General features: G+C 45.2%; 14 protein-coding genes and 1 tRNA gene. 10 read left to right on the forward strand and 5 right to left on the reverse strand.

The window, feature by feature from the left end:
* Positions 1-53: 53 nt before the first annotated feature.
* Genes QXH45_03800 through QXH45_03825 form a run of 6 tightly spaced genes read left to right on the forward strand, consistent with a single transcriptional unit; the run spans position 54 to position 6,991 of the window.
* On the forward strand, positions 54-776 hold the full coding sequence (locus QXH45_03800; protein MEM2078370.1) for an ABC transporter ATP-binding protein: 723 nt from the start codon (positions 54-56) through the stop codon (positions 774-776).
* Between the two features lie 5 nt (positions 777-781).
* On the forward strand, positions 782-4,339 hold the full coding sequence (locus QXH45_03805; protein ID MEM2078371.1) for a hypothetical protein: 3,558 nt from the start codon (positions 782-784) through the stop codon (positions 4,337-4,339).
* A complete protein-coding gene (locus QXH45_03810; protein ID MEM2078372.1) occupies positions 4,339-5,553 on the forward strand; it encodes an FtsX-like permease family protein in 1,215 nt (404 codons plus the stop codon). The genes QXH45_03805 and QXH45_03810 overlap by 1 nt, the downstream gene beginning before the upstream one ends.
* A gap of 58 nt (positions 5,554-5,611) precedes the next feature.
* Entirely contained in the window at positions 5,612-6,133 is a 522-nt protein-coding gene (locus QXH45_03815) for a DUF2299 family protein (GenBank protein MEM2078373.1), read from the forward strand.
* Between the two features lie 9 nt (positions 6,134-6,142).
* Positions 6,143-6,556, forward strand: a complete 414-nt coding sequence (locus tag QXH45_03820) for a DMT family transporter (GenBank protein ID MEM2078374.1) — start codon at positions 6,143-6,145, stop codon at positions 6,554-6,556.
* Between the two features lie 15 nt (positions 6,557-6,571).
* On the forward strand, positions 6,572-6,991 hold the full coding sequence (locus QXH45_03825) for a Tfx family DNA-binding protein (GenBank protein ID MEM2078375.1): 420 nt from the start codon (positions 6,572-6,574) through the stop codon (positions 6,989-6,991).
* Positions 6,992-6,993: 2 nt separating this feature from the next.
* On the opposite strand, the gene QXH45_03830 is transcribed toward QXH45_03825, so the two are convergent.
* The 5 genes from QXH45_03830 to QXH45_03850 all read right to left on the reverse strand — a co-directional run bounded on the left by QXH45_03830 (position 6,994) and on the right by QXH45_03850 (position 9,844).
* Positions 6,994-7,066 (reverse strand) — tRNA-Ala (locus tag QXH45_03830).
* Between the two features lie 60 nt (positions 7,067-7,126).
* Positions 7,127-7,660, reverse strand: a complete 534-nt coding sequence (locus QXH45_03835; protein MEM2078376.1) for a 2-oxoacid:acceptor oxidoreductase family protein — start codon at positions 7,658-7,660, stop codon at positions 7,127-7,129.
* Positions 7,657-8,487 (reverse strand): thiamine pyrophosphate-dependent enzyme, encoded by an 831-nt coding sequence (locus tag QXH45_03840; protein MEM2078377.1) that lies wholly within the window; start codon positions 8,485-8,487, stop codon positions 7,657-7,659. Before QXH45_03840 ends, QXH45_03835 begins: the two co-directional genes overlap by 4 nt.
* The gene (locus QXH45_03845) at positions 8,478-9,587 is read right to left on the reverse strand and encodes a 2-oxoacid:acceptor oxidoreductase subunit alpha (GenBank protein MEM2078378.1); all 1,110 of its coding nucleotides are present in this window, start codon (positions 9,585-9,587) and stop codon (positions 8,478-8,480) included. The genes QXH45_03840 and QXH45_03845 overlap by 10 nt, the downstream gene beginning before the upstream one ends.
* Positions 9,588-9,592: 5 nt before the next feature.
* Positions 9,593-9,844, reverse strand: coding sequence for a 4Fe-4S dicluster domain-containing protein (locus QXH45_03850; protein ID MEM2078379.1), 252 nt, complete (start codon positions 9,842-9,844; stop codon positions 9,593-9,595).
* A 129-nt stretch (positions 9,845-9,973) separates the two neighbouring features.
* On the opposite strand from QXH45_03850, the gene QXH45_03855 reads away from it, so the two are divergent.
* The 4 genes from QXH45_03855 to QXH45_03870 are packed head-to-tail and all read left to right on the forward strand — an operon-like array spanning position 9,974 to position 13,135.
* A complete protein-coding gene (locus QXH45_03855) occupies positions 9,974-10,531 on the forward strand; it encodes a 2-oxoacid:acceptor oxidoreductase family protein (GenBank protein MEM2078380.1) in 558 nt (185 codons plus the stop codon).
* A gap of 4 nt (positions 10,532-10,535) precedes the next feature.
* Complete coding sequence (locus tag QXH45_03860; GenBank protein MEM2078381.1) at positions 10,536-10,817, forward strand: 4Fe-4S binding protein; 282 nt, start codon at positions 10,536-10,538, stop codon at positions 10,815-10,817.
* 3 nt (positions 10,818-10,820) lie between these two features.
* Positions 10,821-12,074 carry a pyruvate ferredoxin oxidoreductase gene (gene porA, locus QXH45_03865; protein ID MEM2078382.1) on the forward strand — a complete coding sequence of 418 codons (1,254 nt, stop codon included), beginning with the start codon at positions 10,821-10,823 and terminating at the stop codon, positions 12,072-12,074.
* Positions 12,075-12,076: 2 nt separating this feature from the next.
* The gene (locus QXH45_03870; protein MEM2078383.1) at positions 12,077-13,135 is read left to right on the forward strand and encodes a thiamine pyrophosphate-dependent enzyme; all 1,059 of its coding nucleotides are present in this window, start codon (positions 12,077-12,079) and stop codon (positions 13,133-13,135) included.
* Positions 13,136-13,138 lie beyond the last annotated feature (3 nt).

Below are 13,138 nucleotides of genomic sequence, written 5' to 3' on the forward strand. Positions count from 1 at the left end.
TATATTTTTAAACCTATCATCTTATACTTTTCATTAGAAATCGAGGGAGATAAATGTCAGAGATAATTAGACTCGTCAATGTCTATAAGACTTATAAAGTTGGAAGCGTAGAGACTCTTGCTCTCAAGAACATCAACTTGGAGATTAAAAGGGGAGATCTGATATCCATCATGGGTCCCAGCGGATCTGGCAAGACCACGCTTTTAAACGTGCTGGGATTGCTTGATAAACCAACCTCTGGAGCCGTATTTGTCGAGGGAGAAGATGTTACTAAGTTATCGAGTGACGAAATAGCAGAGATAAGGAATAAGAAGATTGGATTCGTGTTTCAACAATTCAACCTTATCAATAGATTAACTGTTCTCGAAAACGTTGAACTCCCTTTAATAGCTAGAGGAGTGGCCAAACCGGTTCGGGTGAAGAAGGCCTCAGAGGCTATAAGATCAGTCGGCGGAGATGAAGCATGGTTTCGGAAAAAACCTAACCAGCTGAGCGGTGGCCAGCAACAAAGAGTTGCCATCGCAAGAGCTCTTGTCGGAGATCCAGAGTTAATCCTCGCCGATGAGCCCACTGGCAACTTAGATAGGAAAAATGCAAAGCTGGTTTTAGAAACTTTCTTAAAGCTGAATCAAACCGGGATAGCAATATGTATTGTTACCCATGACCCTGAGATTGCCAATTGTACCAACAAAATCTTTATTATAAGAGATGGTTCAATCATATCAACTAATGAGCCAGAGAGGGAAAGGTGCATCCTGTACACTGTTCAAGGGTGATTAATATGAGATTAGCTCCAAGCCTATACTCAATGCTTGTATTGTTAATACTCATCTCAACATTGACTATGATCGTTTCCACAGGAAACTCTGAAACATGGATTGTGGAAAATGTTTCATTCGCCTCCAGTGCGAACTCCCCCGTTTATCCCGGGAGCAAGAACGCGAAACTAGTGATAGAGGCGAGATATAATGGCGCGTACACTGCGAACTCACCATTTGCATGCTTCCAATCGATTCCGTTAGATTTAACTATGATTAATAAATGCTCAACCGGTTACGACACTGAAAATAAGCCAGTTAATGCAGTGAATCCAGGAGAGATCGTTAGATTCGTTTTCAACGTTGACGTAAGTACTGAAGCGCAACCCGGTACTTATCAGCTACTCATGAATGTATCATACTATATATCTGGGCAAGGTTTGACGTCTACATTACTCACAATTTCCATAGAAATACATGGTTATCCCGAGTTAAGTCTAAAGGCTGAAACCGCCTACCTGACACCGTATGGATATCCCGGTTCGTCCAACATTGGACTCGCCGTGCGAGTGAGAAACACGGGTCCAACAACCATCCTTTCCCTATATGCCACCGTTCTCTTACCGGATGTAGTGACTCCATCAACGTCAAACCTAAGTCTAGTGAATATTCAGCCCGGGGAAACTACAATCATATACGTTCAAGGATTAAGCATCGATCCAAAAGCCCAACCGGGAATCTATCCTGTGGAAATACTACTAAACGCCACGCTCATCACTGATGACGGGGTTAGATACTCTTCTAACTCTACATTATCTTTAACGATAGAGATCAGCGATGCTCCTGAGATACGTATGGATCTGTTGGATTATGGGTTGACAGCTGACGCTGTCGTAGCTGGTTTGAACAACACAGGGATTCGACTACTAATTCAATCGCGTGAGCCGGGAGTTACGAACCTTATTTACTATAAAGTCGAAGTTGAGAATGGAAGTTTTGAAAACGGGAGCTCGACGAAAATTGGGGAATTGAATGCCGTACTGAATTATTACGACACATATTCCTTAATAATTCAAGGGTTATCAATTAACGACAACATTGATTACATTGTTGTTCACATACACCTTCACGCGCAAATCACGCGGGAGGGAGCCTCCTATCCAGCATCTCTCCTTATTCATTTATACATCCCGGTGGTTGAAAGCCGGTTTAGGGTTAATGTTGTAGGAGCTGATTGGTCCTCCTTCAACGCTTATCCATCGTCGTCAAATAACAATCTAATAATTACTCTGGTGAATCCCCACTCGTTCAGCATTAGGGATGCCGTAGCTACGGTGAGCTTGCCTAATGTTTTCCACCCATCTCAGGCATCAGTCTACAATATCGTAATCAACCCGTATTCTATAATTGAGATAGTTGTCCCGAATATCTCCATAAGCTCTACTGCCCTTCCTGGCACATACACCTCGACCCTTGAGATTAGAGGGTTCCTCGTAAATAGAGATGGATCGACAGCCTACATTATCATCACTCTAATATTCAACGTAACGATCAATGATCCTAGCGCATTGAACGAATTCAGGCCCGATGTCAAAATACTAAATTACTACTGGGGAGAGGGTTCGCCGTCTTACGTTTATCCTGGACATTCTAGAGCGCCCTTAACAATATCAATTCAGAATAATGGATTCTTCACCATTACTGATGCGGTAGTATCTTTGTCACCGCTTGTGAACGATGTGGCCCTATTAAACCCGAACTTCTATTGCATGAATCCACTGGGTCCTGGAGATATTTGCAACGCCATATTCTACCTTGATCTAACGAACTCTAGCGCTGGGACTAAAGAATTTGCAGTCAAGATCTCTTACCTTGTTAATGCTTTCAACACGGTTACGTTCTTCGAGTCTACGGAGCATGTTTCATTACCCTTGTCTCCCTTCCCCGCCGGAGAAGGCCTCGTGGTTTCTGAAAGCCGATGGCTTAATAACAACCCAGTCTATCCGGGCTCCAGCAATGCTGTATTCTACTTGAGTATTGTGAATCTAGAGCCATACCCAGTTTACTCAATATGGGTGGAGGTAAAGCTTCCCAAAGGAATCAATGTCTCAAAGGGTTATGATTCAAGAGTGTACTTTGCAGGACCAATTCAAAGTCTTCAGCAGATATCCCTCAATGTTCCACTAGATATAGATGAAGCCTTTATCCCGGGGACCTACACTGGAGAGGTTACTATTCAGTACTACTTGCAGACGGCTGGTGGCGGTGTTAAAAAAGTGGTTTCAAACCCCATAGAATTCAATGTTATGAATTTAACATCAGCTATAAGTTTGATTAGCTATGGATGGTTATCCGGGGAACCATACTTGCCCTACAAAGGTGCTAGATACTTCGTAGCCTTGAGAAATAATGAATTCCCCTCAATGGTTAATCCGATTCTCAAGGTCGCTTTGCCTCCAGGAATTGTTGACGCAGCTACAGGCAATAATTACACTATAGTATCCTCTGTAAAACTCGCAGGCGGAGTCAGCGTTCCGCCCGAACTCACCCAGCTTCTTCAATACTTGTATGGCGGTGTTCCACCGTCACCAACTCTTCAGGGAGCGGCCACGTTTGGAAAAGGTGACATACTCACGTTCCTACTAAGTATTAACCTTGGCGAATTAAATGATGATCAATTCACCCTGCTAGGAACTTTAGAATTCATTGACCATTGGGGTTCCAACTTCAACGTGGAGATAAACATCCCCTTAATCATAAGAGGGAGTCCACCTATGATCGAGGTCAACGTTACAAGTCCATTAATAATCTTCAACAACGGAACCGGTTTTGTAGACGTAGAGGTCAATAACCCTTCTCCACACACTGTTTACGAGGTATACTTGGCTCTGGCTCCAACCACTGGGAACGCTATTCCGTTGGGAAACGTTAAGTATATCCCGGCGTTACCCGGATATAGCAAGAGTCTTGTCAGATACAACGTTGTCTACTCACCCGTCTCTATAAGCTTGGGTGGCGGCATCACGGCAACACCCTCATCAGCTGTCTTCATGGCTACCATCATCTACAAGGACTCTTCAGGCTACGTAAGGATGCTGAATTCATCCTTAGCCGCAATGATCAAGCCGTTCATCGACATCCAGGTAGGGGAGGAAACTAATTCGAGGTATTCAAGCGGCGTATTAACCGTTAATGGTATTCTCTATAATACGGGTGTTTCGCAAGCCAAGAGTATTTTAATTACTCTAAAATACGGTGGAAGAGAGGTAAGGACTTTAATAGGTGATCTAGACCCTGGATCGCAATCACCTTTCAGGCTTGAAATGAAGAATGTTTCTCTAGTAAATGAAACATGCTACTTGGAGATCACGTATCGAGACATGTTCAATGTTGAGTATTACCACGCCGTTGAGTTGTCCATAACTGTAGTGCAACCACCTCAAACAACACCTACTACGCCTAGTCACGTGGAAATACCATACGTTGCAGTGATCTTGATTGTAGGTTTATTCCTGATAGGAGTCTTTACGTTGATATATCGTTTCCTCGGCAAGTACAAGATTACAATGGTCGAGCGGTGATGTTGTTAACTGATATGATTAGGTTGAGCACTAAGACTCTCTCAGAGCGTAAGGTTAGAGCCATATTAACCATAATAGGGATAGCTATAGGTCCCTTAGCGTTGATAACCATTTCCAGCGTTACAAGTGGTTACGGAAATTACATTGTTCAAAGCATTCTTGGGCTGGGACAAAACCTCATTGTAGTTACTCCAGGGCAAAACTACAAGCTTACGCAGGACGACCTATTATTGCTTAGATCAATAGACGGAGTAGTTGACGCGGTTCCCTTCTATACCACGCAGGGAGAAATAACTATTGGAGGAGAGAGAAAAACCGTGTTCGTTTACGCTGTGGATTCGGACTTCCTTTTAAGGGCGATCGTTAGTTTGGAGGTAAGAGAAGGCACTCCTCCTTCAGAGGCCGAAGTAGGTAGGGCAATGATCGGCTACTCTATTGCTTATGACTCCTCCGGGGCCAAGCGATATGATGTTGGTGATGTTCTATACATTACCGTGTATCAGGTTGGACAGGGGGGTAGAGTCCAAGTGAAAAGATTAAACGTCGTTGTCTCAGCAATATTAGAAAAATACGGTGGAGCGGCATTCTTGAACCCGGATCTAACCGTGTTCACCCCTATTGAGACTGTTCAAAGAGTTTTGAACATCAAAGACTGGAGCGGTATCTTAATACTTGCTGAAGACCCTTCATACGTCGATTACATTACAAGCAGGATTCGAGAGATCTATGGGGGAAGCGTTGATGCCATTTCCTTCTTAGCAATAGCCAGGATTGCGATGAGCATTATCAAGACAGTGGATTTCATAACCTTCGCGGCTACGTTATCCGCCTTCGCAGTAGCGGTAGCAGGAACCGCATCAACAATGATAACTAGCGTCATTGAAAGAACACGAGAGATAGGGGTTCTGAAAGCCCTAGGGTTCAAAGACAGACAAATCCTACTCCTTATTATATTGGAAGGAGTTTTAATGAGTATGATTGGAGTCGTAATAGGTTCCACACTAGGAGTTCTCGGCGCCCACCTCTTATCCAAGTATGGTTTCACTATTACCGGCGGTGCATTCGCGATTAGAATTGAAGCCTTCCCAGACCTTTCTCCGGTTTTATTCTTAAGAACAACACTCTTAACGATTCTCGTGGGCATCGTGGGAGCCGCTTTTCCAGCATACAGGGCTATGAAGATACCCCCAGCCGCAGCGCTGAGATACGAGTAATTGGAAAGCTCTTTTTAGCATTCAACATCATTTATAAAATGGGATTGTGAAAAGGTGAGTGTTTTTGGCAAGCAACATATATGATATGATAAGCAAGTGGCTTGTTGAAGAATCGTTCACGATTAGAAGGCTGGAAGCCCCGCCGGAGGCAAAAATCTCCTGGGGGCTTGACGTGTTCACGCCGGGACATCCAAGCGTCAACTTCAAAATTATAAACCCCGTTGACAAGCAAGATAGAGTTCTATTAGTACTTGGCATTGGCATATCTCCAGACCACAAAAGGGAGCTCGAAAAGCTGAAAGCTACTGAACGCTTGCGCGTAATATCAAACATAGTTGGAAAGGCTCTCGCTGTTTGCATTGATTGCCAGATAACTGTACAGCCGAACATGGTGGACCCTCAGGCTATGAGCATCCTCCTGGTCTTGTTCAACGAGGAGATAGAGGCTTACAGGAAGCCATACTTCATGAGGCTGGTTGCGCGTGTTCTCAATACGTATTTTGCAATAATCTCTGGATTCAATGAATGGTATCCAGTTATTCCAGACGAGGGTAGGAAGCGTATTCAACCCTACGCTTGAGGGGTTTTAATGACGAGCTGGCTCGCATACGCACTTGTCTCCCTGTTATTATGGGGAATATGGGGTGTTCTGTTGAAAATCTCCAACAACTACTACAATACGGTAACAACATATTACTTGAGCACCGTCGGATCGTTTGTCGCAGCTACGGCTTTAACCCTTACAATGAAAACATCCATCAGGGCAAACCCTCTAAAAGAAATTTACCTCCCAATCGTCGCGGGTGTTTTTGGCACCGTGGGATACTGGTTCATGGTGAAAGCCCTTGAAAAAGGAGAGGCTAGCTTGGTAATAGCGATAACGGCTGTATATCCGGTTGTAACTTTTATCCTATCGCTGATTATTCTTGGGGAAAAACTATCGATGTTGCAAATAGTAGGGGTTTTACTCGCTGTTTTCGGAGTCCTGTTAATGAGCCTGTAAAGTAGGGTGGACTAGATGTCTACTACGTCTAGGAAGAGATACGGCTTGCTAACTGAGAAGCAGTACACGGTACTCAAATACAGGCTTCAAGGCTATACTCAATCCAGAATTGCCGAGATCCTTGGAACCGCCAGGAGTAATGTATCAGCTCTTGAAAGAGCCGCTATGAGGAAAATCAAGCTTGCTGAGGAAACTCTCCAAGTATTTTACGAATTAAACTCTGCCGGAGAAATCGTAGTAGAACCAGGTACTCATCTCGTCGACGTGCCAGGGATGTTGTTGAGAAAGGCCGATGAACTTGGTGTCAAATTGAGAGCTAACTTCACGATGATCTACGACATGCTACGCTACATGGCTGGTCAAAGGGGAATTAGAACATCAAGAAGAATTAAGATCTTGATTATGAAAGATGGGTCTATAAGAATGGTGGGTTGAAATGGACCGGCCGGGATTTGAACCCGGGACCTCTGCCTTGCGAGGGCAGCGCTCTTCCAGCTGAGCTACCGGCCCCGATGAAATCGCATGTTTCTAAGAATTAATAAGCTTTTTAATTCGCTTTCTGAGGCAAAATTATGCTGGTAAAGAGTATCCCTTTCTGAGGGCTTTTATATTCAATTCTATCCATTTCTCTGGGACACTCTCCTTGACGGCTTCTTCAACATAAGACACATCCATTATGCTGGTCACCCTCAACATGTGTCCAAGAATGACCATGTTGGTTACTCTCTGAGACCCTATGGACTCAGCTATCCTGGAGTATGGTTGACTCTTGACGTTGAGTCCCGTAAACCTATCCTCCGGGACTATTTGATTATCGATGAATACTAAGCTCTCTCTTCCCAGAATTTTCAAATATTGATCCAGTCTAAAGGGGTACATGAATACAGCGATATTTGGATTTTGAACCTTCAAATAATCTATCTCGCCCATCTCACTCGCAATAATAACCTCAGCCCTGCTTTCGCCGCCCCTAGTTTCGCTTGCGTATGATTCCGTGGAAACTACGTATAAACCAGCGTATTTACTAGCCGCTAACCCGAGTACTCTGCCCATCAATAAGACTCCCTGGCCACCTCTTCCAACTATAATTATCTCTGTCTTCACTTACTCCCACCCTGTAAGATGTCGATAAACCCTGGGTTATCCTTGACCACAAACTCTCCTATAACTATTCCCTTCTCCCAACTAATCACCGCTTCGTCAAGCGTTGGTCTCGGCTTGTATATAACGCGTTTTTTCAGCTCATTATACATTTCAACGGGGTCTCTCAACCCAATGTGCCTTCCATATATTTCAGGGCAGGTGCTGACGACCTCTATAAATCTGAAACCCTTCATTCCCAGTGCTTTGTAGAAGTATTGCTCAATGTAGTGAGGAGTCGTTATGCTTGCTCGCGCTACGTAGTTCGCATTAAGCGATGAGACAACTTTCACAACATCCAACGGCGGCTCAGGGTTTCCGAGAGGAGTCGTTGTGGTTCTAACGCCTAGGGGTGTTGTTGGCGCCACTTGACCCCCAGTCATAGCATAGACGAAATTTGTGAACATGACGGTAATTATGTCGATGTTTCTCCTTGCCGCGTGCATTAAGTGGTTCCCACCTATTCCTGCTATATCCCCGTCTCCTCCTACCACAACAACCGTTAACTCTGGATTCGCGAGCTTTGCCCCGACGGCAAATGGAATAGCCCTACCGTGAAGTACATGGGCTGAATCGTAATTCACATAGAAGGTCAGCCTTGCCGAACAACCTATCCCACCAACCCATAAAATCTTATCACGATTCAAGGATCCCTCATCGATCCTTTTCTGCAATCCACGTAGCATAGCTCCCAGACCTATCCCCAGGCCGCACCCCGGGCAATACAGCGTGGGGATCCGATCTGCTCTCAAATGAGGGTCTAGCGGGTGGGTTTTACCTATTAAAGCCACTGCATCACCACCTCCTTAATTTCTTTCAAGGTAGGAGATTCCAGGTTGAGCACTGACGCCCCATGTACTTCTCTATCACACATTATTCTTTCAACATCCATTACTAGTTTGCCCAAATTATTCTCAACCACTATAATTCTCCTCCCCTTTATCCTCTCCTTGAAAACCTTTTCGTTGAGCGGCCACAAGGTCTTGGGGCGAAACATTCCCACTCTATAACCACTGCTTCTTAAGTGTTTAGTAAGTGCAAACACAGTCCTAGCTACTGAACCAAACGCTATAAACACGGTCTCCGCATCATCCAGGAAGTATTCCTCATGCTCGAAAATCCAGTCCACATTACTACTGATCTTGTTGAATAATCTCGCCACGAGACTCTTATACTTCTCGTTATTCGGCGCGTAATAACCCCTCTCATCATGAACTAGTGATTCAACTAAAACCTTGTATCCTTGTCCGAAAGGCGCCATTGGGGGAATCATATCGTCTTCTGCCATGTAAGGCAAGTACTCCTCCTTACTCCTTGGAGTCTTCCTATTGATTATTTCAACTTCACCAGGTTCCTTGACGACAAGAGGCTCCCAAACATGTGCAAGAATAGCGTCGGATAATATGAATACAGGCGTTCTGAGTTTTTCAGAAGTGTTAAACGCTTTGATGGTTAAATCATACGCCTCTTGGACGCTCCAGGGCGCAAATGAAGGGATTACATAGTCTCCATGCGTCAACCATCTAACCATGAAGATGTCTGATTGAGTTGTTTTCGTAGGCACACCTGTGCTCGGCCCAGCCCTCATAACGTGTGCTATGACTACAGGGGTCTCCGTTATCACTGCCAACCCTATTCCTTCCGCCATTAATGATAATCCGGGACCGGAGGTCGCCGTCATGGATTTTACTCCAGCATTCGACGCTCCTATAATAGCGTTGATTGATGCTATCTCATCTTCCATTTGAATAACTACTCCCCCTCTTTGAGGGAGTTTCTCTGCTAAGTACTCCATCAAATCAGAGCTCGGAGTTATCGGATACCCAGCGTAGAACTTCAAACCAGCAGTCATAGCACCCTCTGCTATTGCTATATTCCCTGACGCGAACATCCTTTTCACTTTCCTAACACCTCAATAAATATTGCGAAATCCGGACAGTTATACTCGCAAAGCCTACACCCTATGCATTTCTCAATGTTCACGGGGTCGGGTGGATGATACCCGTTTTTATTTAAAAAACTTGATTTAGCAAGAACTTTTGTAGGGCATACGTTAATGCATAAACCACACTCTTTACACCTGTCAACTATAACGTTGACCCGGTGTCTCGGGTTTTCTTTAGATATCAGAGGTAAAGCGCTCGACAATAAGGTCACCACTGAAGTAGCGGTATATATGAAATGTATGTAGAGGTATAAAAGTATTCGAAAAATATAGATCGGATAACGTTATTTACCTTTGTTATCGTAAGTATTGTTGAAGAGGTGCATGCTTGAATGATGATTGAAATGAGATGGCATGGAAGAGGTGGACAGGGAGCCTGGACTGCGAGCAATATAGTAGCCATGGCGGCTTCATATGAAGGAAAATACGTCCAAAGCTTCCCAGCGTTCGGTCCAGAGCGCTCAGGAGCCCCGATGCTTTCCTTCACTAGGATAAGCGATGAACCAATAGAGATCCACAGCATGATCTATAACCCTGATGTCGTGATAGTGTTGGATCACACACTACTCTCTCCAGCTATAGTTCAGGGATTGAAGAAGGGAGGCGTAATAGTATCAAATTACGTTGGAACCCCGGAGTCCTTCCTCGCCAAGATAGGTGTCAAGAAGGGCGATTACAGGGTAATCCTGACTCCCGCTTCGAAGCTAGCACTTGAAATACTGAAGGTCAACATTACAAACACGGCAATGATAGGAGGTCTCCTTAGAATAGGCGGTATCGTATCGTGGGATAGTGTTGAAAAAGCAATAAAGGAAAGATTCAAGGGTCCTGTTGCAGATAAGAACATCGAACTTATTAAGAAAGCATATGAAAACGCTGTAGAGGTGTGAAGGGATGAGTGCTCCCAGAGGTTGGAAGGAGCTCCCATTAGGGGGATTAGCCTACAGGCTGTCGACCGATGTCAAAACAGGCGATTGGAGAGCGCTTAAGCCTGTTGTAGACCACAATAAGTGTACTAAGTGCATGCTGTGCTGGCTTTTCTGCCCTGACATGGCCATCGTATGGGATGGGGAGAAAATACAGGTCAACCTTGACTACTGCAAGGGTTGCGGGATATGTGCCCACGAATGCCCAGTCAAGGCGATTTCAATGGTTCCAGAATTCGAGGAGGTGTAAGCCGTGAGTAAGACTATGATTAAGTATCCAATCCACACACAAGAAATCCTAAACGTTAACGGTGACGAGGCCGTAGCGTATGCAGTCAAACAAAGCCTCGTTGACGTAGTCTCAGCATATCCAATCACACCGCAAACTATTATCGTGGAGAAGTTCTCAGAATTCGTCGCGGATGGACTCGTTCACACTCAGTTCGTGCCAGTTGAATCAGAGCACTCGGCCATGAGCGCTTGTGTCGGAGCCGCTGCCGCCGGAGCCAGGGCTTTCACCGCTACCTCTTCACAAGGTCTGGCACTAATGGTTGAGATCGTGTACATAGCCTCAGGCATGCGACTCCCGATAGTCATGGCCGTCGTGAATAGGGCGTTGTCAGCACCGATAAACATTCATAACGACCACAGCGATGCATACTTGATGAGGGACAGTGGCTGGATTCAACTGTTCGTTGAAAACGTCCAAGAAAGTTACGACACTACGATCCAGGCATTCAAGATAGCTGAAGATGAGAGAGTGCTTTTACCAGTAGCTGTCAACCTCGACGGCTTCTTCCTCAGTCACACACTGGAGAATATCCGGATTTTGCCTGATGAAGCAGTGGCTGATTTTCTCGGCGGGTACAGAAAGGTTGCAAGAGTAAAAGTAGACTATTACGATGAAGAAGTACCACACATGCTAAACCCAGCTAGACCGCTCACGTTCGGGGCCCTGGACCTGTACGACTACTATTTTGAACACAAAGTCCAACAGGTCGAGGCTATGAAAAACGTTCCAGCAGTAGTGAGAGAGGTCAACGAGAAATGGCAGGAATTAACTGGTAGAAAATACGGTGATGGAGTTATAGAGACTTATGGGATGGAGGACGCAGAGATCGCTGTTGTCGCGATGGGAAGCAGTGCCGGAACCATTAGGAGCGTCATCAAAAAATACAGAGAGAGAGGAGAAAAGATAGGCTTGGTCAGGATAAGATTATACAGGCCGTTCCCGTACGAGGATGTTGGAAAAATACTTAGCAATGTCAAAGTTGTGGCAGTAATGGATAAGGCAATAGGGCCAGGGAGCTATGGAGCCCTATATCAGGATATTGTAAGCAGTCTATACGATTTAAGCGATAGACCATTAACAGTTGACTACGTGTATGGGCTTGGAGGGAGAGACTTGACCCAGGACATGGTGGCGAATATGATAGAACAGGTTAAGGAAGACGTGAGAAAGGGTCGTGTTGAAAATAAGATTAGGTATTTAGGGGTGAGGTGGTAGAGATGGTTGTTAAAACGCTACCGGAGTTCCCGATTAAAAAAGGCGAACCGGCTTACAAGTTATGGATTTTCGAACCGGGTTGGAAAGGAGAAATACCACTGAATTTCAATCTCAGACAGGTTGCAGAGCAGAAGAGGAGCGCGCTACTTCCGGGACACAGGTTGTGTGCTGGCTGTGCAGCTCCAATAGTAGTTAAACTCGCAAGCTTCGCGTTCAGAGGGCCGACTATTGTTGTAAACGCAACTGGGTGCCTTGAGGTGGCATCAACAATATTCCCATTTACATCTTGGGCCGTACCGTGGCTTCACAACGCTTTCGAAAACGCCGCATCAACTGCTTCGGGAGTTGAAGCGGCGATAAATGCTATGAAGAAGACTGGTCGGCTACCGTATGAACATGTCGATGTAGTTGTTTTCGGCGGTGATGGTGGAACATTCGACATCGGATTCCAAGCATTAAGTGGTATGGCAGAGAGAGGGCACGACGTATTATACATCTTGTACGATAATGAAGCATACATGAATACTGGAATACAAAGAAGCGGTGGAACTCCTAAATACGCATCCACAACTACGTCACCAGCCGGTGAGGTCATCCCCGGAAAACCCGAGAACAAGAAGCCTATAGCCGACATCATGGTTGCTCATAGAATACCGTACGTAGCGACAGCGACGCCCGCTCACTGGATGGATTTCATGAAGAAAGTTAGAAGAGGAATCGAAGTAGTAGGACCAGCATTCATACATTCATTAAGCAGCTGTGACAGGGGATGGAGGCATGAAAACGCGATAAGCATAGAAGTCTTGCGAAGGGCCGTTGACACATGCTACTTCCCACTATGGGAGTGGACTCCTGAGAATGGATACATGTTGACTGATAGAAGCTTGGTGATAGCGAGAAATCCATCACTTAAGCAGCCTATAGAGAAGTTCGTGGAAGTTCAAGGTAGATTTAGACACCTCATGAAGCCCGAGAATAGGGAGAAGCTGAGAGAACTCCAGGAATATGTTGATAAAGTGTGGGAAGACCTGCTCCGAAGAGCCTCTAACGCTCCAAGGTAGGTT

The organism is Thermosphaera sp. (assembly GCA_038827615.1).
GTDB lineage: Archaea > Thermoproteota > Thermoprotei_A > Sulfolobales > Desulfurococcaceae > Thermosphaera.

What these genes read in the sequence shown, in the direction of transcription:
- QXH45_03805 (MEM2078371.1), top strand. Translation starts at nt 782, where the DNA reads ATGAGATTAGCTCCAAGCCTATACTCAATGCTTGTATTGTTAATACTC.
- QXH45_03800 (MEM2078370.1), top strand. Translation starts at nt 54, where the DNA reads ATGTCAGAGATAATTAGACTCGTCAATGTCTATAAGACTTATAAAGTT.
- QXH45_03855 (MEM2078380.1), top strand. Translation starts at nt 9,974, where the DNA reads ATGATGATTGAAATGAGATGGCATGGAAGAGGTGGACAGGGAGCCTGG.
- QXH45_03820 (MEM2078374.1), top strand. Translation starts at nt 6,143, where the DNA reads ATGACGAGCTGGCTCGCATACGCACTTGTCTCCCTGTTATTATGGGGA.
- QXH45_03870 (MEM2078383.1), top strand. Translation starts at nt 12,077, where the DNA reads ATGGTTGTTAAAACGCTACCGGAGTTCCCGATTAAAAAAGGCGAACCG.
- QXH45_03810 (MEM2078372.1), top strand. Translation starts at nt 4,339, where the DNA reads ATGTTGTTAACTGATATGATTAGGTTGAGCACTAAGACTCTCTCAGAG.
- QXH45_03825 (MEM2078375.1), top strand. Translation starts at nt 6,572, where the DNA reads ATGTCTACTACGTCTAGGAAGAGATACGGCTTGCTAACTGAGAAGCAG.
- QXH45_03845 (MEM2078378.1), bottom strand. Translation starts at nt 9,587, where the DNA reads ATGTTCGCGTCAGGGAATATAGCAATAGCAGAGGGTGCTATGACTGCT.
- QXH45_03860 (MEM2078381.1), top strand. Translation starts at nt 10,536, where the DNA reads ATGAGTGCTCCCAGAGGTTGGAAGGAGCTCCCATTAGGGGGATTAGCC.